At 65.7% G+C, this 22,216-nt stretch carries 22 protein-coding genes and 2 tRNA genes; 10 read left to right on the top strand and 14 right to left on the bottom strand.

The genetic code is table 11. The annotated features are described in order from the left end of the window. Positions 1-18: 18 nt before the first annotated feature. The 6 genes from IP89_RS04810 to IP89_RS04835 form a co-directional block, all read right to left on the bottom strand. Positions 19-94: transfer RNA gene (locus IP89_RS04810), tRNA-Thr, on the bottom strand. A 344-nt stretch (positions 95-438) separates the two neighbouring features. Further along, positions 439-1,644, bottom strand: coding sequence for a methyltransferase (locus IP89_RS04815; protein ID WP_043308049.1), 1,206 nt, complete (start codon positions 1,642-1,644; stop codon positions 439-441). Positions 1,645-1,715: 71 nt separating this feature from the next. Continuing rightward, positions 1,716-2,405 carry an ABC transporter permease gene (locus tag IP89_RS04820; protein WP_043308050.1) on the bottom strand — a complete coding sequence of 230 codons (690 nt, stop codon included), beginning with the start codon at positions 2,403-2,405 and terminating at the stop codon, positions 1,716-1,718. Beyond that, entirely contained in the window at positions 2,405-3,097 is a 693-nt protein-coding gene (locus IP89_RS04825) for an ABC transporter permease (protein WP_043308051.1), read from the bottom strand. Before IP89_RS04825 ends, IP89_RS04820 begins: the two co-directional genes overlap by 1 nt. Before the next feature lie 55 nt (positions 3,098-3,152). Then, on the bottom strand, positions 3,153-3,905 hold the full coding sequence (locus IP89_RS04830) for an ABC transporter substrate-binding protein (protein ID WP_043308052.1): 753 nt from the start codon (positions 3,903-3,905) through the stop codon (positions 3,153-3,155). 11 nt (positions 3,906-3,916) lie between these two features. Beyond that, complete coding sequence (locus IP89_RS04835; protein ID WP_043308053.1) at positions 3,917-4,690, bottom strand: ABC transporter ATP-binding protein; 774 nt, start codon at positions 4,688-4,690, stop codon at positions 3,917-3,919. Positions 4,691-5,061: 371 nt separating this feature from the next. Here IP89_RS04835 and IP89_RS04840 point away from each other — a divergent pair, with 371 nt between their 5' ends. From IP89_RS04840 to IP89_RS04850, 3 genes are read left to right on the top strand one after another with little or no spacing between them, the layout of a single operon-like run. Next, positions 5,062-6,900, top strand: coding sequence for a CHASE2 domain-containing protein (locus IP89_RS04840; RefSeq protein ID WP_052080955.1), 1,839 nt, complete (start codon positions 5,062-5,064; stop codon positions 6,898-6,900). After that, positions 6,897-7,397 carry an SH3 domain-containing protein gene (locus IP89_RS04845; RefSeq protein ID WP_043308054.1) on the top strand — a complete coding sequence of 167 codons (501 nt, stop codon included), beginning with the start codon at positions 6,897-6,899 and terminating at the stop codon, positions 7,395-7,397. The genes IP89_RS04840 and IP89_RS04845 overlap by 4 nt, the downstream gene beginning before the upstream one ends. 15 nt (positions 7,398-7,412) lie before the next feature. Further along, on the top strand, positions 7,413-8,312 hold the full coding sequence (locus IP89_RS04850; RefSeq protein WP_052080956.1) for a M48 family metalloprotease: 900 nt from the start codon (positions 7,413-7,415) through the stop codon (positions 8,310-8,312). Between the two features lie 34 nt (positions 8,313-8,346). Here IP89_RS04850 and IP89_RS04855 read toward each other — a convergent pair whose 3' ends face one another. The 7 genes from IP89_RS04855 to IP89_RS04885 form a co-directional block, all read right to left on the bottom strand. Beyond that, positions 8,347-10,296, bottom strand: a complete 1,950-nt coding sequence (locus IP89_RS04855) for an HD family phosphohydrolase (RefSeq protein ID WP_052080957.1) — start codon at positions 10,294-10,296, stop codon at positions 8,347-8,349. 114 nt (positions 10,297-10,410) lie between these two features. Continuing rightward, positions 10,411-11,061: a DedA family protein gene (locus IP89_RS04860; protein WP_043308055.1), complete on the bottom strand. Its 651-nt coding sequence runs from the start codon at positions 11,059-11,061 to the stop codon at positions 10,411-10,413. Between the two features lie 142 nt (positions 11,062-11,203). Continuing rightward, a complete protein-coding gene (locus tag IP89_RS04865; RefSeq protein ID WP_043308057.1) occupies positions 11,204-12,232 on the bottom strand; it encodes a WD40 repeat domain-containing protein in 1,029 nt (342 codons plus the stop codon). Between the two features lie 69 nt (positions 12,233-12,301). Continuing rightward, a tRNA-Phe gene (locus tag IP89_RS04870) sits at positions 12,302-12,377 on the bottom strand. Positions 12,378-12,501: 124 nt separating this feature from the next. After that, positions 12,502-12,774 (bottom strand): oxidative damage protection protein, encoded by a 273-nt coding sequence (locus IP89_RS04875; RefSeq protein ID WP_043308058.1) that lies wholly within the window; start codon positions 12,772-12,774, stop codon positions 12,502-12,504. Further along, on the bottom strand, positions 12,771-13,838 hold the full coding sequence (gene mutY, locus IP89_RS04880; protein WP_043308059.1) for an A/G-specific adenine glycosylase: 1,068 nt from the start codon (positions 13,836-13,838) through the stop codon (positions 12,771-12,773). Before mutY ends, IP89_RS04875 begins: the two co-directional genes overlap by 4 nt. Further along, the gene (locus IP89_RS04885; RefSeq protein WP_043308060.1) at positions 13,835-16,060 is read right to left on the bottom strand and encodes an AsmA family protein; all 2,226 of its coding nucleotides are present in this window, start codon (positions 16,058-16,060) and stop codon (positions 13,835-13,837) included. Before IP89_RS04885 ends, mutY begins: the two co-directional genes overlap by 4 nt. A gap of 279 nt (positions 16,061-16,339) precedes the next feature. Between IP89_RS04885 and IP89_RS04890 the strand changes: the two genes are divergently transcribed. Then, positions 16,340-17,557 (top strand): sterol desaturase family protein, encoded by a 1,218-nt coding sequence (locus IP89_RS04890; RefSeq protein WP_043308061.1) that lies wholly within the window; start codon positions 16,340-16,342, stop codon positions 17,555-17,557. Here IP89_RS04890 and IP89_RS04895 read toward each other — a convergent pair. After that, positions 17,554-17,952: an acetyl-CoA sensor PanZ family protein gene (locus IP89_RS04895; RefSeq protein ID WP_043308063.1), complete on the bottom strand. Its 399-nt coding sequence runs from the start codon at positions 17,950-17,952 to the stop codon at positions 17,554-17,556. The two genes, IP89_RS04890 and IP89_RS04895, sit on opposite strands and share 4 nt — an antisense overlap. Positions 17,953-18,102: 150 nt before the next feature. Between IP89_RS04895 and hisB the strand changes: the two genes are divergently transcribed. The 6 genes from hisB (at position 18,103) to IP89_RS04925 (ending at position 22,144) form a co-directional block, all read left to right on the top strand. Continuing rightward, positions 18,103-18,696, top strand: a complete 594-nt coding sequence (gene hisB / locus IP89_RS04900) for an imidazoleglycerol-phosphate dehydratase HisB (RefSeq protein ID WP_043308064.1) — start codon at positions 18,103-18,105, stop codon at positions 18,694-18,696. Beyond that, positions 18,697-19,335, top strand: coding sequence for an imidazole glycerol phosphate synthase subunit HisH (gene hisH / locus IP89_RS04905; RefSeq protein ID WP_043308065.1), 639 nt, complete (start codon positions 18,697-18,699; stop codon positions 19,333-19,335). Next, on the top strand, positions 19,336-19,593 hold the full coding sequence (locus tag IP89_RS04910) for a DUF2164 domain-containing protein (protein ID WP_043308066.1): 258 nt from the start codon (positions 19,336-19,338) through the stop codon (positions 19,591-19,593). It abuts the gene before it with no gap. A gap of 37 nt (positions 19,594-19,630) precedes the next feature. Next, on the top strand, positions 19,631-20,368 hold the full coding sequence (gene hisA, locus IP89_RS04915) for a 1-(5-phosphoribosyl)-5-[(5-phosphoribosylamino)methylideneamino]imidazole-4-carboxamide isomerase (protein WP_043308067.1): 738 nt from the start codon (positions 19,631-19,633) through the stop codon (positions 20,366-20,368). 11 nt (positions 20,369-20,379) lie between these two features. Beyond that, positions 20,380-21,138 (top strand): imidazole glycerol phosphate synthase subunit HisF, encoded by a 759-nt coding sequence (gene hisF, locus IP89_RS04920; RefSeq protein WP_043308068.1) that lies wholly within the window; start codon positions 20,380-20,382, stop codon positions 21,136-21,138. A gap of 250 nt (positions 21,139-21,388) precedes the next feature. After that, a complete protein-coding gene (locus tag IP89_RS04925) occupies positions 21,389-22,144 on the top strand; it encodes an ABC transporter substrate-binding protein (RefSeq protein WP_043308069.1) in 756 nt (251 codons plus the stop codon). Positions 22,145-22,216 lie beyond the last annotated feature (72 nt).

Genomic DNA, 22,216 nt, shown 5'->3' on the forward strand with positions numbered 1-22,216 from the left:
GCGGGCCTTTATGTGTCATGGTGCCGGCACCAGGAATCGAACCCGGGACCTACTGATTACAAGTCAGTTGCTCTACCAGCTGAGCTATACCGGCGAAGGGGCCGCCATTATAGCCATTGCTTCGACCCTGTAAACCGAGCAGATCAATCTGTCTCTCTGGGGCATGGCTGGGAAGCTCTTTGGGGCGCGCAAGGTGTGCTGCAGACAGGCCCAGATATCAGCAGCGATATGTTTATGCACAAATAAGAGCTGGGCTTCTGGCGTGCTGCACGGATTTTGTGCGTTGTGCCCGCGTTTCGCATAACGATATGTTTTTTATGGATTTTTTATCTTTGTTCGAAAAATAGGCATCCGGCTCTGACTCAGCTGCGGCAGGCTTTGCAGCGAGTTCTGCAGAAACTGCGCACAGAGTTATCCACAGCTTCTGTGGATGAGCGATCAGCCCCGCTCGGCCAGCAGCAGGAGGTTGCGCGGGGTCAGTTGGTAGGGGCAGAAGGTGCCCAGGCGCACCCGGTAGCCCTGTTCTTCGAGGAACAGCGCGCGATCAAGCAGCAGCCATAGCTCTAGCGGACGGCGGAACAGGCTGCGCAGCAGCTCCAGGTTGCGTACCTGGGCCAGGCGTTGCCAGCCGGCGGCCTCGAGGCTTGGCCAATCGATCGCGTCGTGTAGCTCCACGCCTTTGAGCCCGGCCAAGTCGCGGCAATAGGTGGCGAAATCCTTGTCCAGCCAGCTGACCGGCAGCGAGGGGGTCGGCAGATAGTCGTCCACGCAGCGTTGCTGGCGTTGTAGCAGGTCGAAAGCTAGGCGCCTGGCCATGGACTGATTGCGCTGACGGCGCTGGCGCTGGCCTGCGGTGACGGTCTCGGCCAGGGGCAGGCGCAGGTCGTCGTGGGACAGTTGCAGGCCTGATGCCTGGGCCGGTGTCGACAGCGCCTGGTAGTGCTCGGCGGTGATGCGGTTGTAGCAGCAGGGCGCTACCGCCAGCTGCGTGCAACCGGCCGCGCTGGCCAGCTGCAGCAGGCGCACGTGCAGGTCGCCGCAGGCGTGTAGCGCAACCGGGCTGTGTTCGGCGTGTAGCTGCAGTCCTGCGTCGGCGGCCAGCACGTCCTGCAGCAGGTGAGTGGCCGGCAGGTGCAGGCGGTCGCTGAGCTGCTGCCCGGTCTCGACCAGTTGTGGATCGTATTCCAGGCAGGTCAGCTGCTGGCCGCCCTGAGCCAGCAGGCGGCCCAGGTGACCCTTGCCGGAGCACCAGTCCAGCCAGTGAGTGGGCTGTTGCCGGAACTGCAGGCGCCCGGCGAAGGCTTCGATCTGCTGCCACTTGCGTCCCGGCACATCGACATTCAGGCGCTGTGGCAGGGCGCCCAGTGGTCGCTCGGGGTGCTCGCCCAGCGCTGTGAGCGCAGTGGCTTGCTGCGCCAGTTCGGGGAAGGGGGCGGGGGCCGGCAGCAGCTCGGGGTGATTGTGCTCGGCTTCGGCCTGTTCCAGGCTGCGCGCGCTCAGCCAGGCTGCCAGTTCGGGATGCTCGGCCGCCCAGGGTTGCACAAGGTGGACGAAGGGCTTCGGCCGCCACAGGTGCTGGTGGGCAACGAGGAAGTCGTCCAGGGCCTGAAAGCGTTCACGCAGGGCGGGGCCGGTGAGGATCATGTGGGCGCTGAGGTGATGTTGGTGTGGCGCATTCTATCCCTCTCCCGTTGCGGGAGAGGGATTGGGCAGCCTCAGCGGCCCTGGCAGGCGTCGACGCGCAGCTTGCGTTCCAGCAGCTTGAAGGCGCGCACCATCACGTAGGCGATGACCAGGTAGAACACCCCGGCGGCGAAGAAGATCTCCACCGGCAGGTAGGTGCGGGCGATGATCGTGCGCGACATGCCGGTCAGTTCCAGCAGGGTCACGGTGCTGGCCAGGGCGCTGGCCTTGAGCATCAGGATCACTTCGTTGCTGTAGGCCGGCAGGCCGATGCGCGCGGCGCGCGGCAGGATGATGTAGAGCATCGACTGGGCGCGTGACATGCCCAGCGCACGGGCGGCCTCGACTTCACCGGGCGGCACGGCCTGGATAGCACCACGCAGGATCTCGGCGATATAGGCCGCGGTGTGCATGGTCATGGTGATCACCGTGCACCAGTACGGATCACGCAGGTAGGGCCACAGCGGGCCCTGGCGCACCGCATCGAACTGGGCCAGGCCGTAGTAGACCAGGAACAGCTGCACCAGCAGCGGCGTGCCGCGGAAGAAGAAGATGTAGCCGTAGGGCAGGGCGCGCACGTACCAGTGCTTGGAGGCGCGGGCGATACCCATGGGCAGGGCGAGGATCAGGCCGGCCAGCACGGCGATGGCGACCAGCTCGACGGTCAGCCAGGCGCCTTCGAGGAGCCTGGGCAGGTACTTGTAGATTACTTCCCAGTTCATCAGGTGCTCCGGACGAAGCCGCGGCTGGCGCGCTTCTCGAGGAAGTACATGCCGATCATGGCGATGACGGTCAGGCCCAGGTAGATGAAGGCGGCGACCATATAGAAGGTGAAGGCCTCTTTGCTCGCGGTTACGGCGATCTGCGAGCGGCGCATGATCTCTTCCAGGCCGATCACCGAGACCAGCGCGGTGTCTTTCATCAGGATCATGAACAGGTTGCCCAGGCCGGGCAGGGCGATACGCCACATCTGCGGCAGGATCAGCTTCCAGAGAATGCGGGCCTTGGACATACCGAGGGCCATACCGGCTTCACGATGGCCCTTGGGGATTGCCAGGATGGCGCCACGGAACACCTCGGTGGCGTAAGCGCCGAAACACAGGCCGAGGGCGATGGTGCCGGCGGCGAAGGGGTTCAGCTCCAGGCTGCCGACGCCGAGGAATTCACCGAGGGCGGCGAGGCCCTGGACGGTGCCGAAATAGATCAGCAGCACCCAGAGCAGTTCGGGTATGCCGCGAACGATGGTCGAGTAGGTTCCGCCAAGCCATTGCAGGGGCTTGTACGGGGAAGTCTTGGCCAGCGCGCCGAGCAGCCCGAGCACCAGGCCGAGGGCCAGGGCGGACAGGGCCAGCTGGATGGTCACCAGCGTGCCGGCGGCGAGGGCGGGGCCGAAGCCGTGCAGGTCGAGGATCATGGGAGGCTACTGCAGAATGACGGCCGCCGCCCGGAGGCGGCGGCGGTCGGACGCATCAGTAGATGCTGAACGGGAAGTACTTGTCGTTGATCTGCTTGTAGGTGCCGTCTTCGACGATGGCCTTCAGCGCGGTGTTCAGCTTCTCGCGCAGCGGGTCGTTCTTGCGCACGGCGATGGCGATCTTGTCGTTGTCGAACACCGGCTCACCCTTGAACTCGAAGTCCTTGCCGGCATCGCTCTTCAGCCATTCCCAGTTGACGAACTTGTCAGCCAGCACGCCGTCGAGGCGGCCCGAGGACAGGTCGAGGTAGGCGTTTTCCTGGGTATCGTACAGCTTGATCTCGACGGTGTCGGCCAGGTTGTCTTCCAGCCAGGTGCCGGCGATGGTGGCGCGCTGGGCACCGATGACCTTGCCTTTCAGGCTGGCTTTGTCGGCCTTGAAGTCGGAGCTCTTCGGCGCGATGAACTGCAGCTTGTTGGTGTAGTAGGCGTCGGTGAAATCAACGGCCTGCTTGCGCTCTTCGGTGATCGACATGGAGGCGGCCAGGAAGTCGAACTTCTTGGCGTTCAGGGCCGGGATGATGCCGTCCCAGTCGGAGGTGACCACTTCGCACTCGGCGCCCATCTTGGCGCACAGGGCCTGGGCGATCTCCACGTCGAAGCCGCCGACCTTGCCGCTGGCGTCGATCAGGTTGAAGGGAGGGTAGGCGCCTTCGGTGCCGATCTTCAGTTTGTCAGCGGCCATGGCCTGGGTACCGAAAGCCAGAGTGGCGACGGCGGCCAGCAGGATCTTCTTATAGTTCTGCATGCGTGTTGCTCCTAGTGATTGCTGGACATGAATTGTTTACAGCGAGCCGACTGCGGGTTGTTGAACACCTGCTCGGGCGATCCCTGTTCCTCTACCAGACCCTGGTGGAGGAAGACCACTTCACTGGACACCTGGCGAGCGAAGTTCATCTCGTGGGTGACCAGCAGCATGGTGCGACCTTCGTCGGCCAGCGCGCGGATCACGTTAAGCACTTCCTGTACCATTTCCGGGTCGAGGGCCGAAGTTGGCTCGTCGAACAGGATCACCTTGGGCTGCATGGCCAGGGTACGAGCGATCGCGGCGCGCTGCTGCTGGCCGCCGGAAAGCTGATTCGGGTAAGCGTGGCGCTTGTCGGCGATGCCGACCTTGGCCAGCAGCGCCTCGGCCACCTCGGTGGCTTCCGCGCGACTCTGGCCCAGCACACGACGAGGCGCCTCGATGATGTTGTCGAGGATGGTCATGTGCGGCCACAGATTGAAGTTCTGGAAGACGAAGCCGATCTCGCTGCGCAGGCGATTGATCTGCTTGTTGTCGGCGGCGACCAGGTCACCGTTCTTCGCCGCCTTCAGCTTGAGTTCCTCGCCGGCCACCAGAATCTGGCCCTGGTGCGGGTTCTCCAGCAGGTTGATGCAGCGCAGGAAGGTCGACTTGCCGGAGCCAGAGGAGCCGAGGATGGAGATCACGTCGCCGTCGCGTGCCGTCAGCGAGATGCCCTTGAGCACTTCGAGCTCGCCGTAGCGTTTGTGCAGGTTGCGGATTTCCAGCGCGGGCGTTGCCTCGGCCATGGGGGGTCCTCTTGTTATGCGGATGCGCTCCGGCTGCTGACCGCCTTCCTAGCGTGCGGCTGAACCTAGCATAGCGCCAGCGGCAGCGCCAAGCAGGGTTCCGGCCACGTGCAGGGCGGTTGCGGCCGGTTGTCGCATCGTGACAGTTGCGTGTCGCGCTCAAACAAAAAGCCCGATGCATGGATCGGGCTTCGACGGTTCCGGCCGAGCCTGGGGCCCGTACGCGGAGCGGCGCGCAGTGTACTGGAGCACTCCGGTCAGGTGAAGTGCGCGGCACGCTGGCCAATGGCCAGGGCGCGGACCTTCTTGCTAGAGTCGAAGAGCTCCCCAGAGGATCGGGTCGAGCCCGACCCACTACCAGGGAGTGCGCCATGTCGCAGGCACCGCAGTCGTCGAGGGCCTTTCACGCCAGCCTGTGGCTGGCCTGCGCCCTGGTCATGCTGCTGGTGCCTGTGCTGCTGTTATGGGCGCCGGTGCAGCGCTGGAGCAATGCCCACGGCGACTGGCTGATTCGCCAGCGGGCCACGCTGCAGGTGCCAGACCCACGCATCATCGTGGTCGATATCGACGACACCAGCCTGCAGGCGCTGGTCGGCGAGGCCGGCAAGTGGCCGTGGCCGCGCTCGGTGCATGCCGAGCTGCTCGAACACCTGCTGGCGCAGAAGGCCGAGGCCGTGGTGTTCGATGTGCTGTTCAGCGAGGCCGATCGCTTCCATCCCGATGCCGATGCCTATTTCGGCGAGGTGCTGGCCGGTAGCGACAGGGTCTACCTGGCGGCGTTGCAGCAGCAGGCCAGCGACCCGGCCAGGGCGCCATTGATGACCTCCTACCCGCCGACCACCGGCCTGCTGCCGGCTGATCCGCAGCAGCGCGGCGTGCTGCTGTTGCCGCGGGCCGTCGCCGCCGCGCACTGGAAGACCGGCACCATCAACTTCACCCAGGACGGTGACGGCGTCGGCCGCCGCTACGACGTCTACCGGCGCTTCGGCGACTGGCGCATGCCCTCGCTGCCGGCGCGGGTGGCGATGGGTCGGGGCGTGACACTGCCGGTCGGCGACAGCTTCCTGCTCGACTGGCGCAGCGCCGAGCGCGTGCCCTATCCGCGCGTCCCCTTCGCCGCCGCCCTGGCCCAGGCACGAGGCGAGAGCGGTCAGCTGCCGGCCGATTACTTCGCCGGCAAGATCGTGGTGATCGGCACCACCGCCGCCGGCCTCTACGACCTGCGGCGCACGCCGCTGGACGATCTCTACCCGGCGGTGTTCATCCTAGCCACCGGCATCGACAACCTGCTCAACCAGCAGCAACTGCAGATGGCGCCGGCCTGGAGCATGGCGCTACTGAGCATCGCCCTGCTGCTCGGTCTGCAGCTCATGCTGCTGCGCGAGCGCCTGCTGGCCGCCAGCCTGTTCACCTTGGGCGCCAGTGTGGCGCTGCTGCTCGGCGCCTATCTATTGATAGTGCAGGGCGTGCTGGTCACGGTGCTGCCCAGCCTGCTGGCGTTGTGGCTGCTGCTGGCCCTGGCCCTGGCGGTGTTCTACCGGCGGCGCCGGCAGCAGCTGTCCAACACCATCAGCATGTTCAGCCGCTTCCTCGACCCGCAGGTGGTGGCGCAACTGGTGGCGCGCGAGGACCCGCAGGCGCTGCTGGCCAGCCGTGAGTGCCAGCTCACCGTGCTGTTCTCCGATATCCGCAACTTCACCACCATGTCCGAGCGGCACAGCGCCCAGGAGATTATGCAGATCCTGGAGAACTACTTCGCCGGCCAGGTGGACGTGCTGTTCCGCCACCGCGCGACTCTCGACAAGTTTATCGGCGACGCGATCATGGCCTTCTGGGGCGCACCGCAGGACAACCCCAACCAGGCGGTGGATGCGGTCAACGCGGCGCTGGAGATGATCGACAACGTCGAGCGCTACCAGCGCGATTTCGATCACCCCGACTTCGATATCGGCATCGGCCTGCACACCGGACCGGCGGTGGTCGGCATGGTCGGGACCAGCAAGCGCTATGACTACACTGCCATTGGCGACACGGTGAACCTGGCCAGCCGCATCGAGGGGCTGACCAAGGGCCGCGCGCGCCTGCTGGTGTCGGCCGCGACCATGCAGGCCTGTGGCGATGCGTTCGACTTCGTGGCCCATGGCGACTTCCAGGTGAAAGGCCGCGTCGAGCCGGTGACCCTCTTCGAACCCAGGAGAAAGACTCTATGAGAAACACCCTTACCGCTGCCCTGCTGATCCTGGCAGGTTGGCTGGGCAGCGCTGTGGCGCTGGCCGAAGTGCGCAGCGGCATCACGGTCGAGGCCACCGCCTTGCGCGAGTCGGCCTCCGCCGGTGCGGCGGCGCTGCAACAGTTGCCGGCGCAGACACGCCTGAGCGTGCTCAAGCGCCAGGGTGGCTGGTACCAGGTGCAGACCGGCGCCGGCCAGCAGGGTTGGGTGGCCTTGCTGGCGATTCGTTTCGATAAGTCCGCCGGGGCCAGCGGCGGCAATATCGGCTCGCTGCTCGAGGGCAGCACCGCGGTGGAGCCGGCCAGCGGCGTGGCCACCGGCGTGCGTGGCATCAGTGACGACCAGGTGGGCGGTGGCGGCGGCTCCGGCAGCCTGGCGCTGCAGCGCCTGGATCGCTACGCGGTGACGCCCGGCGCGGCGCGCTCGTTCGCCCAGCAGGGCGGCCTGCGCAGCCAGTCGATTGCCTACCCCCACTGAGTCGGAGAGCGAGCCATGCACAAGATTTTCTGCCGTAGCGCACTGCTCGTCGCCATCTGCGCCGCGCTGCCCGCCTGTGAAAACCTGCAGGCACTGGAGGGCGTGCAGATCCAGGGCGTCGACCTGTCGCCACTGGCCAGCGCCGGCCGCAGCCTCAGCGACATGGGCGAGAAGACCCAGGACGAGGAGCTGGTGATCGGTGCCAGCACCGCCGAGCTGCTGCTCAAGCAGGCGCCGTTGCTGGACAACTCCAGCGTACAGTCCTACGTCAACGAGGTCGGCCGCTGGGTCGCCCTCAATAGCGAGCGCCCCGATCTGCCCTGGCGCTTCGGCGTGCTCGATAGCCGCGTGGTCGGTGCCTACGCCGCGCCCGGCGGTTACGTGTTCATCACCAGCGGCATGCTGGCGCAGATGAATAGTGAGGCCGAACTGGCCGGCGTGCTGGCTCACGAGGTGGCGCACGTGGTGCAGAAACACCACCTCGACGCGATCAAGCAGAAGGCCGGCGCCGGCCTGCTCGCCAGCGTCTCGCGCTTTGCCCTGCAGGCCAGCAAGGCCAGCTCCGGGGACATCAGTAGCAGCGATCCGGCGGCCACGCAGAAATTTGACCAGCTGGTGACCAACCTCTATACCCGTGGCCTGGACCGGGGCGACGAGTACGAGGCCGACCAGATGGGCGCGGTGATTGCCGCCCGTGCCGGCTACGACGCCTACGGGCTGGCCAATGTGCTGCAGGACCTGGGCACCATGAAGCAGGATGACGCCACCCTGGTGACCTTCCTCAAGGTGCACCCGAACATCAATGATCGCCTGACCCGCCTGGAGCCCACCTACCAGTATCTGGACAAGGCCGCCGCCGGCGGCAGCCAGCAGACCCTGGAGCAGCGTTACCAGAAGGCGCTATCGACCAGGTGAGAAAGAGCAGGGCGGCCATGAGCCGCCCTTCTCATCAGTGCTGGTGCTTGTCGCAGGGCTCGTAGTCGCAGACGTGGTGGGCGTACACCGGTGCGCCATTTGGCGGCGGCGGTGTTGCCGGCAGCGCCACGCCCTGGGCCGGGTTGAGGTAGCAGCGCGAGTCGATGAACACCTGGACCAGGTCGCCATCCAGCAGGCCGCTCTTTACCTCCGACTGCAGGATGTCCAGGGCCTTGTCCACCGGCACCGCCGGCTTGTAGGGGCGGTCCGAGGCGGTCAGCGCGTCGTAGATGTCGCAGATGGTCATGATCCGCGAGCCACAGGGGATCTGCTCGCCGGCCAGGCCCTTGGGATAGCCGCTGCCGTCGAGCTTCTCGTGGTGCGCTGCGGCGATTTCCGGGATGCCCTGCAGCGCCGGCGTCCAGGGGATCAGGCGGAGGAATTCGCGGGTGTGTACCACGTGGCGCTCGATTTCTTCGCGCTCCTCCTGGGTCAGGCTGCCGCGGCGAATGGCCAGGGCGCCGAACTCGCTCTCCGAGAGCAGGCCGATCAGGCTGTCGTCGTGGCTCTTCACCACATGGCCCTGGATGTCCTGCAGGTGATGGAAGTCGCCCTCGGTCAGCACGCTCGGCTCGTTGGCCTTGAGGATGTCGCGCAGGTACTGGTCCAGGCGCTCGCACTCCACCGCCAGCTCGGTCTCCCATTGCAGGCGCAGCTGTTCGTCCAGCGTGCCGTACTGCCGGTAGGCCTGCAGCATGCGCCGCAGGGTCTGGTTCTGCAGGCTCTCCTTGGCCAGCGCCACGCGGTAGCGCAGGTTGTCGACCACCGGGTCGGGCAGCTTCTTGGCCTTGGTCAGCACGTGCTCACGCACGCCGACCTTGCCGAAGTCATGCAGCAGGGCGGCGTAGCGCAGCTCGCGCATGCCCTCGTCGCCGAGCGCCTGGTTGCGCAGGTGGGCGTGGGGCGCCTGGGGTAGCTGGCGGGCCAGGGCGATGCACAGGTCGGCGACGCGGAACGAGTGGCCGGCGGAGGTCGGATCGCGCTGCTCGATGGCGAACACCGAGGCCTGCACGAAGCCGTCGAACAGCTGGCTGATGTCATCGAGCAGCTGGCGGTTCTCGATGGCCACCGCAGCCTGGCTGGCCAGAGCGCGTAGCGAGGCCGCCACCACTTCGGCGAAGGCGATCGCCTCGCCCTCGGCGTTCTGGCAGTTGATGAACTCCAGCACGCCGACCACCTCGTGGCGGTGGTTGAGCATGGGAATGGCCAACAACGACATGGTGCGGTAGCCGACCTGCATGTCGAACGAGCGGTTGAAGCGGTAGGGCGCGTCGGGCGGAATGGCGTAGGCGTCGGCGATGTTCAGCTCGGTGCTGGTCAGCGCCACGTAGCCGGCGATCGAGGCCTTGGTCAGCGGCATGCGCTGCTCCTGGAAGCGAGTCGGCATCGAGCTGTTCTGCGTCAGCTTGAACAGCAGCTGCGGCAGCTCGCCCTTCTTGTCGACCAGGAACAGCGAGGCGGCATCGCTGTTGGACAGGCGGCGGCCCTCGGTGAGGATCTTGCTCAGCAGACGTTCCAGGTCCTTCTCGGCGGACAGCGCCAAGCCGACGTCGACCAGTTTCTGCAGGTCGCCGTCCTTGTTCTGCAGGGCGGTGGCCAGTTGGTCGGTCTTCTGTTTCAGGCGGAACTGCTCGGCGGCGAAACCGAGCAGGGCCAGCAGTTCTTCCTCACTGGCCGCCTCGGGCAGTGGCAGGACGCCGGGCGGGGCGTCGAAGGCCACCAGGCTGGCGCCGCAGGCCTGCCATTGGCCCAGCTCATCGGCGCGCAGCAGGCTGTTGTCGAGCAGCAACACTTCCAGGCTGCCCGGGGTGATCTCGCTGGCCTGGCCGACGATGCGCAGGGTGACGCCGGCGCGGGCGAGGCGGGTATGCAGGCTGGTCTCGGCGAAGAGTGGGCTGTGCCCCACCGTGAAGCTGGCTGTCATCACTGATTACCCTCGGCGGCGCGCCGACTCTGGGCGAGGAGCGCTCGCCTGAGTATTGCACCGGTCGCCGGGAGCGACCAGATCAGTGAGGGCGCGTTCGTCGCACCGTTCGGCTTACTCGGCGCGGGCCGCCGCGCGGCGATGACGGAGGACTTCGATCACCCCCGGCAGTACCGAGACGAAGATGATCGCCACGATCAGGTAGTGCAGGTTGCTCTGCACCACCGGCAGGTTGCCGAAGAAGTAGCCGGCGTAGCTGAACAGGGTGACCCAGACAACAGCGCCGATCACGTTGTAAGCGGCGAAGCGGCGGTAGGGCATGTGGCCCATGCCGGCGACGAAGGGGGCGAAGGTGCGCACGATGGGCACGAAGCGGGCGAGGATGATGGTCTTGCCGCCATGCTTCTCATAGAAGGCTTCGGTCACTTCCAGATAGCGGCGGCGGAAGATCTTCGAGTCCGGGTTGGCGAACAGCTTGGCGCCGAAGAAGCGGCCGATGCTGTAGTTGACCGCGTCGCCGAGGATGGCGGCGACGATCAGCAGCGGCACCATGATGTGCACGTTCATCGCGTCCTGGGTGGCGATGGCGCCGGCGACGAACAGCAGCGAGTCGCCGGGCAGGAAGGGCGTCACCACCAGGCCGGTCTCGCAGAAGATGATCAGGAACAGGATGCCGTAGATCCACGGCCCGTAGGCGGCGGTCAGCTCCGCCAGGTGGCGGTCGATATGCAGGATGAAGTCGATGACAAGCTGGATGAATTCCATCTGGGTTCCCCGGTTGAAGCGCGCATGTTAGGAACGGTGCCAGGCTGGGGCAAGCCGTTTGCCGTTACGGGATTCAGTCGGTTTCGCTGCACAGCAGCCTGACTGGACCATCGGGCTGTCAGGCTGCTCGGCCGCTTTAGCGTTAGTCGAGCGTTGCCCCGGTGATCCGCCGCCCGTGGGCAATCAAGCCCATGCGCAAAGGGGCGAGCATTTCTGCCACGGCGAAGTTGCTGCGGGCGGGGAAGCGTAGCGCCTCACCTTTCTGCAAGTCGATCAGTTCTATCTTGCCGTCTTTCAGCCCTCTGGGGTCGAGGGTGCCGGCCAGCGCCAGCCAGGGCATGCCGTCGGCAAAGGTGGCCTGGTGTGCCCATTTCAGCGTGCTGGGGATATCCCGCCGCTTGCTCAGGTCCGCGGTGCTCCATTCGCTCACACCGCCTTGGCGGTTGGCGCTGATCAGGCCTTGCCCATCGGTGCTGAAACCTAGGGCAAGGATCCAGTTACCTGTCTCGTAGGGTTTGCTTTCTTTGAGCAGGCTGAGGTGTAGGCGCCCGTCCTGCTCTGTGACTCTCCACACCTGGAGCGATCCCGATGCATTGCCTGCGGCGATCAGGTCGCCCTGCGGGCTGCTGGCGAGTGCGGTCACACTGTCCATGGCCTTGTAGCGCTCTGGCAGGACCTGCCGCTGTTCCAGATCGTAGAGCATCAGTTCGCCGTCGTTGTTGGCGATCAGGTACAGGTCTTCTCGTGGGCCGAGGGCGACTGGGCCGCGAGCATCGGCGATGGTTGCTAGCGGTTTGCCGCTCTCGCTATCCCAGAGGTGGGTGCTGTCTTCGAAGTAGGAGTTGCTGAAGAAGCTGGAGCCGTCGCGGCTGAACAGCAACTGATTCGCGCGGTATTGATGGGCGCGCAGGCTAATGTGCGCCTCGCGCTGTGTCGCATCCCAGATATGCACTTGGCCTGACTCCATGCCGATCAGCAAACGCTTGCTGGCATTGTGGAAGCGCATGGAGGTTGCGCGGTCGCCATCGGCAAAGCGCTGTTTGAACAGGGCCTGAGTGAATTCGGGGTGTATCGGCGGGAACAGGATGAAGCGCCAGAGCAGTGCGGCGGAACCGGCCAGGAGAGCCAGCAACAGGATGAGGAGCAGTAATTTGCGGCTGTGGTTCTGCATTACGCCTCCGTGCGTAATTTTCGACCAAACGCAAAAAAGCCCGCCTAATGGCGGGCTTTTCTGAAATTTTGGTGCCCAGAGACGGAGTCGAACCGCCGACACGGGGATTTTCAATCCCCTGCTCTACCGACTGAGCTATCTGGGCAACGGGGCGCAATTAAACGGATTTGAAGGAGCAGTGTCAAGCGAGGGAATGAAAAAAATTTCAGTGCAGACGGGCGGTTACGAATTTCCGGGGTGGCGCGGGGCGTTTCCGACCCGCGTCCGCATCAGGCACTCGGTGGCACGTAGCCGTCGGCCTTGGCGTAGTCCTCGCCGGAGAGGAACTTGTCCATCTCGGCCTGGAGGAACTTGCGGTCCTCGGCGTTCATCATGTTCAGCCGACGCTCGTTGATCAGCATGGTCTGGTGCGCCTGCCACTCGTCCCAGGCCTTCTTCGACACGTTGTTGTAGATGTCCTCACCCTTGGCGCCAGGGTAGGGCGGGCGATCGAGGCCGGGCAGGTCTTCGTTGAACTTGCGGCAGTGGACGGTACGGCTCATGACTTTTCTCCTGCATTCAGTGCATCCGCGGCTCGCTTGAGGAGCTTCTTCACCGGGGCGGCCAGGCCCAGGCGCGGCGGGCTGGCGAGGTTATACCAGAGCCAGTCGCCCTCGGCCACGGCGGGGCTGGCCTGCTCCACCCGTACCAGCCAGGGTTCGATGGCCAGCTGGAAGTGGCTGAAAGTATGGGTCAGCCCGGCCAGTTCGCGCGGGTCGCCCAGGCGCAGGGAGTGCTGGCTGGCCAATGGCGCAAGGCCGGCCAGGTCATCCACCTCCGGCAGGCTCCACAGGCCGCCCCACAGGCCGCTGGAGGGGCGGCGATAGAGCAGGATGGCGCCGTCGTGGTTGGCCAGCAGCGGCATCAGCGTGCGCTTCTGCGGCAACGCCTTGCGCGGCTTGGGTTCGGGGAAGTCGCTCTCGCGGCCGAGCAGGTGGGCGCGGCAGCCGTCGCGCACCGGGCACAGCAGGCAGCTCGGCTTGCTGCGGGTGCAGAGGGTGGCGCCCAGGTCCATCATCGCCTGGGTGTAGTTGTTCACTCGCTCATGCGGGGTCAGCTGCTCGGCCAGTTGCCACAGCTGCTCGGCTACCTTGGGCTCGCCGGGATAGCCGTGCTGCGCCTTGTAGCGGGCCAGCACGCGCTTGACGTTGCCGTCGAGGATCGGGGCGCGCAGGCCCATGCTCAGGCTGGCGATGGCGCCGGCGGTGGAGCGGCCGATGCCGGGCAGCTCGGCGAGCTGCTCGACCGAGCGCGGGAACTCGCCGCCATGCTGCTCCACCACCATTTTTGCCGCCTTGTGCAGGTTGCGCGCGCGGGTGTAGTAGCCGAGGCCGGTCCACAGGTGCAGCACTTCGTCTTCCGGTGCTTCGGCTAGTGCCTGTACGGTCGGCAGAGCGTCCATAAAACGGTCGAAGTAGCCGAGCACGGTGCTGACCTGGGTTTGCTGCAGCATGATCTCGGAGACCCATACCCGGTATGGGGTGATGCCCTGTTGCCAGGGCAACTCCTTGCGCCCGTGCAGGTCGTACCAGGCCAGCACGGCGCCATTGAACTGCTCGGGGCTCATCGGTTGAACAGGCCCTTCAGTGCGTCCTTGAGTTCCGGGCTGACCTTGTCGCCGAGCTTCTCTTCCAGCTTCTGGTTGAGCTTGTCGCCAGCCAGCTTGGCGGCGATCTTGCCGAGGCCGTCCTTGTCCAGGCGACAGGCCTTGGCGCCCAGCTCCAGCGGGCCGCGGCAGCGCAGCGGCCATTCCAGGCCGACGTAGCGCTCGTTGACCTGGCAGGCCGGGTCCGGCATGGCGCCCTTGTCGCCCTCGATGACGATGCCGACGCGGTAGTCCATGCCCAGCACGCGCAGGTCGAGGTCGCCGTCGCCGTTCACTGTCAGGCCGGGAATGCGTGCCTTGAGGTCGGGGTTGCTGGCCACGCCATTGGTGAACTTGAGGTTGCCATGCAGCTCCTCGAACGGCGTGTCCTTGCCGCGCGGCTCACCGGACAGCGACTTGCGATTGAGGGTGGCGATGCCCTGGCACAGCTGCTGTTCGAGGTTGGCGTCGACCAGCACGCCATCGCTCAGACTGAAGCTGGCGGTGCCGTTGAGCGCGTCGATCCAGGCCTTCTCGCTGTTGCCCTGGGTCCGCACATCGGCGCTCAGGTCGAGCTGGCCGCGTACCGGCGCCTTCTCGCCGCGGGCCTCGATCAGCTTCTCCACCGGGATGCGCTTGAGCTGCTTGTTGGCGGTCAGCAACGGGATGGACTGGCGCGCGTCGAGCTGCGAGCGCACGGCGAATTCGCCGCCGTACAGGTCGCCACGCAGCTCCTTGAGGTCGATCACGCCGCCCTTGGCGGTCAGGCCGATGCGTGCGTCTTCGACCGGCAGCTTGCTCAGGGTCAGCTGGCCGAGGCTGATGGCGGCCTCGATGTCGAGTTTGCGCAGGGTTTCCAGCGGCAGCAGCGGCGTGCTGCTCCAGGCCTGTTGGGTCGGCGCGCTGGGCAGTTGCGAGGTGCCGTTCTTGCCGGCGGCGGCTACGGCATCCTTGACCTCGTTCTTGCGCGCGGCGCCGGCATCGGCGTCCTTGTTCTGCGGCGGCAGGTAGCGGTCGAGGTCGAGCTTGTCGCCCTTGAGCTGCAGGCGCAGGGCCTGCTTGGCGAAGTCGTTGACTGCCAGGCTGCCGCTGAAGCTGCTGTCGTCCAGCTTCAGTGCCAGGTCGTTGAGCTGCAGGCTGCTCGGCGTGCCGGCCAGGCGGCTGGACAGCTCGAAGCGGCTCAGTGTGCTGTTATCGCTCATGGCCGGCAGGGCGACGCCGAGGCCGTCGAGGAACTCGCGCAGGTTGAACTGTGCCAGCGACAGGTTGCCTTCGAGCTGGGCGGTCTGGTCCAGGTTGCGCAGCTTCAATTCGCCGAGCGCGCGCAGCTGGTTGGCGGAGAGCTTGATGCCGGTCCACTCGGCCACCTGGGCGGATTGGTCGAGCAGCAGCTGGCCCTGGCTGGCGAAGGTCAGGGTCTTGCCGTTGAGCGGCTCACCGGAGGCCTCGCCGGCCAGCTTCACGTCCTGCAGCTGGTAGCGCTTGAGCGCGCGATCGAAGCGCAGCAGACCCTGCAGCTCGGTCTTGGCGCGCAGTACCGGCTGGTTGGTGCCGAGGAAGGCCAGCAGCTTGACCGGGATGTCGGCGCCTTCGCGGATGGCGCCGGAGGACAGCTCGATGCCCTCGGCGCTGAACTGCTTGCCGCTCTTGGCGTCGTGGTAGTCCACCCGCGAGTTGCTGATGGTCAGGCTGTCGATGTCCAGCTTGAGCGGCTGGCGCTCCTCGCTGGCCGGCTCGGCAGGCGCCTGCGGCTGCTCGCCGGTCTGGGCGGTGCTCGGAGCTGGGGTTGCCTCGGTCTTGGCCGGGCGGCCCACGCCTTCCCAGTTGCCGTGGCCCTTGTCGTCGCGCTGCAGGGTCAGGTCGAGGCCGTCGACGCGGATGTCGCTCATCTGCACTTCCTTGTACAGCAGCGGCAGTACGCGTACCGACAGGCCGAGCAGGCGCAGGTTGGCGAAGGGTTTTTCCGGGGTATCGGCGCTGGCCAGGGTGGCGTCGGTCAGCTCCAGGCCGAGCCAGGGGAACAGGCTCCAGCCGATATCGCCGTTGAGTTTCAGCTCGAGATTGGCCTTGTCGCGGGCCAGTTGCTGGATCTCGTCCTTGTAGTCGTTGGGGTCGAATAGATGGGTCAGGGCGAAGCCGAGCGCGACGATGATCAGCAGCAGGCCAAGCACTACCAGACCCAGGATTTTGCCAAAGGCTTTCATGGACCAGTCCTTGTGAGGGAGTTCTTCTTTATAGGGGCGGGAGTATAACGCCGCCTCGCAGCGAGGCGGCGACCCGCACCGCGATCTCCGGGCTGGCAGTGTGCCCGGACGGTGCCGTGGTCGGCAGGCTTTGGATGGCTGCGGCCGCGCGCGGTTCCCCTGGCGTGGAGTGGCGGATGGCGCCTGCGGAAAGAGGAATTGGCGGCGCAAGCCCATCCGCCCTGGCCGATCCGGGGTTAGGCTGGCAGCACAACAAGAACGATTCGCCGCGAGGTGCCGATGAACGTAGTCGTGATGGCCGTGCCGCTGTACATCCTGCTGATGCTGCTGGAGCTCGCCTATGAGCGCTGGAGCGGTCGCCACACCTATCGCCTGGCCGATGCCACCACCAGCATCAATACCGCCGTGCTGCGTGTGCTGCTGGAGGGCCCGCTGCGCCTGCTGCTGGTGATCCCCTATGCCTGGCTGTACGAGCACGCGCGGCTGTGGACGCTCGACCCGACCTCGCCCTGGACCTGGTTGCTCGGCTTCATCGCCGTGGACTTCTGCTTCTACTGGGCGCACCGCAGCCTGCATCGCTACAACCTGCTGTGGGGGGCGCACCAGCCGCACCATTCGAGCGAGGACTTCAACCTGTCCACCGCGCTGCGCAAGGGCGCCTTCCAGACTGCTTTCGACTGGCCGTTCTACCTGCCGCTGGCGCTGCTCGGCCTGCCGTTGCCGCTGTTCCTGGTGCTGCTCGGCGCGCAGCTGGTCTACCAGTTCTGGATTCACAGCCAGCATGTGGGGCGGCTGGGGATTCTCGAGTGGTTCATGGTCACGCCGACCAATCACCGCGTGCACCACGGGCAGAACGACCGCTACATCGACAAGAACCACGGTGGCGTATTCCTGATCTGGGACCGCCTGTTCGGCACCTATGCCGACGAGGACGAGCCGGTGCGCTACGGCGTGACCACCCCGGTGCGCACCTTCGATCCGATCCGCCTGCAGTTCTCCTGGTGGCGCCTGCTGTGGGCCGACGCCGTGGCGACCCGTTCCTGGTGGGACAAGCTGCGCCTGTGGTGGATGCCCACCGGCTGGCGCCCGGCGGATGTCGCCGAGCGGCCCTGGCCGAAGATGGGCGCGGACAAGTTCGACTGCGTCTATCCGGCTGGCCTCAAGTGGTACGCCTTCGTCCAGTTCGTGGCGATCAACGCCATGGCCCTGTGCTACCTGGCGGCGGTCAAGCGCGCCGAGCTGTGGCACGCGCTGCTGCTGGTGCCGCTAGTGCTGGCCGGCTGCGTCGGCCTGGGCCTGCTATTTGAGGGCAAGCGCACTTTGTGGAAGGTAGAGGCGGGGCGTCAGGTGCTGATGGCCAGCGCGGCGCTGGCCTGGGCGCTATGGCTGGCGCCGCAGCAGCTGGCGCTCGGTATCGGGCTGGTGGGGCTGTGCCTGGCCAGCCTGCTGTGGCTGGTCTGGCTGGCGGCGCGGCCGCAGCTGGCGCAGGCGTCCTAGAAGCTGTCCAGCGGCAGGCCGGTGCGTGCGGCCAGGGCCTGGCTTTCCAGGTGATCCTTGGGTGCGGCCAGGCGCAGTGGCTTGCCGGCTTCGGACGCCAGGCGCTTGGCCTCGTCGAGGATGCGCCGGGCCACGCCGCGCTTGCGGGTCAGCTTGCGCACGCACAGGTGCGACAGGCGCCAGCAGTCTTCGCCGCGTTGCAGCAGGGCGGCGCCGAGCAGGCGGTCGTTGAAGCGCCCGGCGATCAGCTTGCCGCTGCCGATACCGTCGGCCAGCAGGGCGTCGACGCTGGCGTAGGGCTCAAGCAGCCAGTCCGGCGCGTCGGCGTAGACCTTGCCCAGGTCGGTGTGGTCCTGGGTGGACGGGCGGCTGACGATTTCGACCAGAACGGGCATGACGACTTCCTCGCAAGAGCAGGCTGCGCAGTGTAAAGCCAGCTCAATCGCGCCGATAGCCAAGGCGCCGACCACCGCCGGTAGCCGCCCAAGCCCCGCCACGCCTATAATGGCGGCCTTTTCCCGTGAACAGCCTGTGGAGCTGGAGAGATGGCCGAACGTACGGCGTCCGTCGAGCGCAACACCCTGGAGACCCAGATCAAGGTCTCGATCAACCTGGATGGTACTGGCAAGGCCAAGTTCGATATTGGCGTGCCGTTCCTCGAGCACATGCTCGACCAGATCGCCCGTCATGGCCTGATCGACCTGGACATCTACTGCAAGGGCGACCTGCACATCGACGATCACCACACCGTGGAAGACGTCGGCATCACCCTCGGCCAGGCTTTTGCCAAGGCCGTCGGCGACAAGAAGGGCATGACCCGCTACGGCCACTCCTACGTCCCGCTGGACGAGGCGCTGTCGCGCGTGGTGATCGACTTCTCCGGTCGTCCGGGCCTGCAGATGCACGTGCCGTTCACCCGCGCGGTGGTCGGTGGCTTCGATGTGGACCTGTTCCAGGAGTTCTTCCAGGGCTTCGTCAACCACGCCCTGGTCAGCCTGCACATCGACAATCTGCGTGGCACTAACACCCACCACCAGATCGAGACCGTGTTCAAGGCCTTCGGTCGCGCGCTGCGCATGGCCGTGGAGCTGGACCCGCGCATGGCCGGACAGATGCCGTCGACCAAGGGCTGCCTGTAAATGCAGACAGTTGCAGTAATCGACTATGGCATGGGCAACCTGCACTCGGTGGCCAAGGCCCTGGAGCACGTTGGCGCCGGCCGAGTGATCGTCACCAGCGACGCCAATGTGATCCGCGAGGCCGACCGCGTGGTGTTCCCCGGCGTCGGCGCGATCCGCGACTGCATGGCCGAGATCAAGCGCCTGGGCTTCGATGAGCTGGTGCGCGAGGTCAGCGTTGATCGTCCGTTCCTCGGCATCTGCGTCGGCATGCAGGCCCTGCTGGAGCGCAGCGAGGAGAACGGCGGCGTCGACTGCATCGGTCTGTTCCCTGGCCAGGTGCGCTTCTTCGGCAAGGACCTGCATGAAGACGGCGAGCACCTGAAGGTGCCGCACATGGGCTGGAACGAGGTCGCCCAGGTGGTCGATCACCCGCTCTGGCACGAGATTCCGGACAACGGCCGCTTCTACTTCGTGCACAGCTACTACATCGAGGCCGGCAACCCGGCGCAGGTGGTTGGTGGCGGTCACTACGGCAAGGATTTCGCCGCGGCGCTGGCCGATGGCTCGCGTTTCGCCGTGCAGTTCCATCCGGAGAAGAGTCATGCCCACGGCCTGCAGCTGCTGCAGAACTTCGTCGGCTGGGATGGCCGCCGGTAAATGAGCCGGGGCAAGAAGGTCGCGCTGCTGGAGCTTGAGGGCGCTCAGCAACAGGCCGCGTTGCAGGTGCTGAAGAACTTCCTGGAAGACCGTTTCGAGCTTGAGCTGGGCTCGTTCGAGGTGCAGGAAGTGCTCGACCTGATCGGTCGCGAGATCGCCCCGCACTACTACAACAAGGCGATTGCCGATACGCAGGCCCTGCTGGCCGAGCGTTTCGCCAGCCTGGAAAGCGATTTGTGGGCGCTCGAGAAGAGCTGACCCATCCACGAATTCACAATTTGAGCAGGTTCACGCGATGCTGATTATCCCCGCTATCGATCTCAAGGACGGCGCCTGCGTGCGTCTGCGCCAGGGCCGCATGGAAGACTCCACCGTGTTCTCCGATGACCCGGTGAGCATGGCCGCCAAGTGGGTCGAGGGCGGCTGCCGTCGTCTGCACCTGGTCGACCTCAACGGCGCCTTCGAAGGCCAGCCGGTCAACGGTGAGGTGGTCACCGCCATCGCCAAGCGCTACCCGAGCCTGCCGATCCAGATCGGTGGCGGCATCCGTACCCTGGAGACCATCGAGCACTACGTGCGCGCCGGCGTCAGCTACGTGATCATCGGTACCAAGGCGGTGAAAGAACCGGAGTTCGTCACCGAGGCGTGCAAGGCCTTCCCGGGCAAGGTCATCGTCGGTCTGGACGCCAAAGATGGCTTCGTCGCCACCGACGGTTGGGCGGAAGTCTCCAGCGTGCAGGCCACTGACCTGGCCAAGCGTTTCGAGGCCGATGGCGTGTCCGCCATCGTTTATACCGACATCGCCAAAGACGGCATGATGCAGGGCTGCAACGTCGAGGCCACCGCGGCCCTGGCGGCGGCCAGCAAGATCCCGGTGATCGCCTCCGGCGGCATCCATAACCTCGGCGATATCGAGAAACTGCTGCTGGCCCGTGCGCCCGGCATCATCGGCGCCATCACCGGCCGGGCGATCTACGAAGGCACCCTGGACGTCGCCGAGGCCCAGGCCTTCTGCGACTCCTATAAAGGCTGAGGACTGCTGACATGGCGCTGGCGAAACGCATCATCCCCTGCTTGGACGTGGACAACGGCCGCGTGGTCAAGGGCGTCAAGTTCGAGAACATCCGCGACGCCGGCGACCCGGTGGAGATCGCCCGTCGCTACGACGAGCAGGGCGCCGACGAGATTACCTTCCTCGACATCACTGCCAGCGTCGACGGCCGCGACACTACCCTGCACACGGTGGAGCGCATGGCCAGCCAGGTGTTCATCCCGCTCACCGTCGGTGGTGGCGTGCGTACCGTGCAGGACATCCGCAACCTGCTCAACGCCGGTGCGGACAAGGTCTCGATCAACACCGCCGCGGTGTTCAACCCGGAATTCGTCGGCGAAGCTGCCGCGCGCTTCGGCTCGCAGTGCATCGTCGTCGCCATCGACGCCAAAAAGGTCGCGCCGGGCCGCTGGGAGATCTTCACCCACGGCGGGCGCAAGCCGACCGGCCTGGATGCAGTGGTCTGGGCCAAGAAGATGGAAGACCTCGGCGCCGGCGAAATCCTGCTGACCAGCATGGATCAGGACGGCGTGAAGAGCGGCTATGACCTCGGCGTGACCCGGGCCATCAGCGAGAGCCTGAGCATCCCGGTGATCGCCTCCGGTGGCGTTGGTAACCTCGAGCACCTAGCCGCCGGCATCCTCGAAGGCAAGGCCGATGCCGTGCTGGCTGCCAGCATCTTCCACTTCGGCGAATACAGCGTGCCGGAGGCCAAGGCCTATCTGGCCAGTCGCGGTATCGTGGTTCGCTAATCGCGTTTCTGCTGGAAAAGCGCCCGCCTCGTGCGGGCGTTTTCATTTGGTTGGTTCGCTTCTTGCGTGGCTCAGAGGGCTGGGGCTTTCCCTTGCATGTCGCCGGCTGCCGGCGTGACGCAGTTCGCGGCCGTGCTCTGGCAGCGTGGCACTATGCGGCGCATGCCGTCTCAGGTGCTTCCTTCAGGGCCTGCCCGTGGAACATGCAGAGAAGTCGCCCAAACAACCACAATTCTGGAGCTGTACTGCAATGTTGAAGTATCTGCACAAGGGCCTGCTGTTCGGCCTGCTGCTTCTGGCCGGTGGCGCGCGCGCCGAGGTTTCCGAAGACTACAAGGTGATCCTGCTGACGGAGAACTTCCCGCCGTTCAACATGGCCATCGACGAGAAGAACTTCGCTCGCGACGACAATATCGACGGTATCAGCGCCGATCTGGTGCGTGAGGTCTTCAAGCGCGCCGGGATAGGCTACAACCTGAGCCTGCGCTTCCCCTGGGACCGCATCTATCGCCTGACCCTGGACAAGCCCAACTACGGGCTGTTCTCCACTACCTACACCGAGGAGCGCAAGCCGCTGTTCAAGTGGGTCGGCCCGCTGGCCAAGAGCGAGTGGGTGTTGCTCGCCGCGCCGGGCAGCACCATCAAGGTCGGCAGTCTGGAAGAGGCGGCCAAGTACAAGATCGGTGCCTACAAGAACGACGCAGTCAGCCAGCACCTGGAATCCAAGGGCATGAAGCCGGACAACTCCCTGCGTGATCAGGAGAACGTGGCCAAGCTGATGAATGGCCAGATCGACCTGTGGGCCACCACCGACCCGGTCGGTCGCTACATCGCCAAGCAGGAAGGCGCCAGCGGCCTGCAGGTGGTGTTGCGCTTCAACAGCGCCCAGCTCTACCTGGCGCTGAACAAGGAGACCCCGGACGAGGTGGTCGAGCGCCTGCAGAAGGCCCTGGATGAGCTGCGTGGCGAAGGCTTCGTCGACGAGATCACCAACAACTACCTGTAAGCCAGTGGCGGCGGGCCGCCCGGAGCCGGCGGCTTACCGCCGGTACTGCGTTTCCCGCTGCGCTTCTGCTAC

Origin of the sequence: Pseudomonas sp. ML96, from assembly GCF_000761545.1 — a bacterium.
GTDB lineage: Bacteria > Pseudomonadota > Gammaproteobacteria > Pseudomonadales > Pseudomonadaceae > Aquipseudomonas.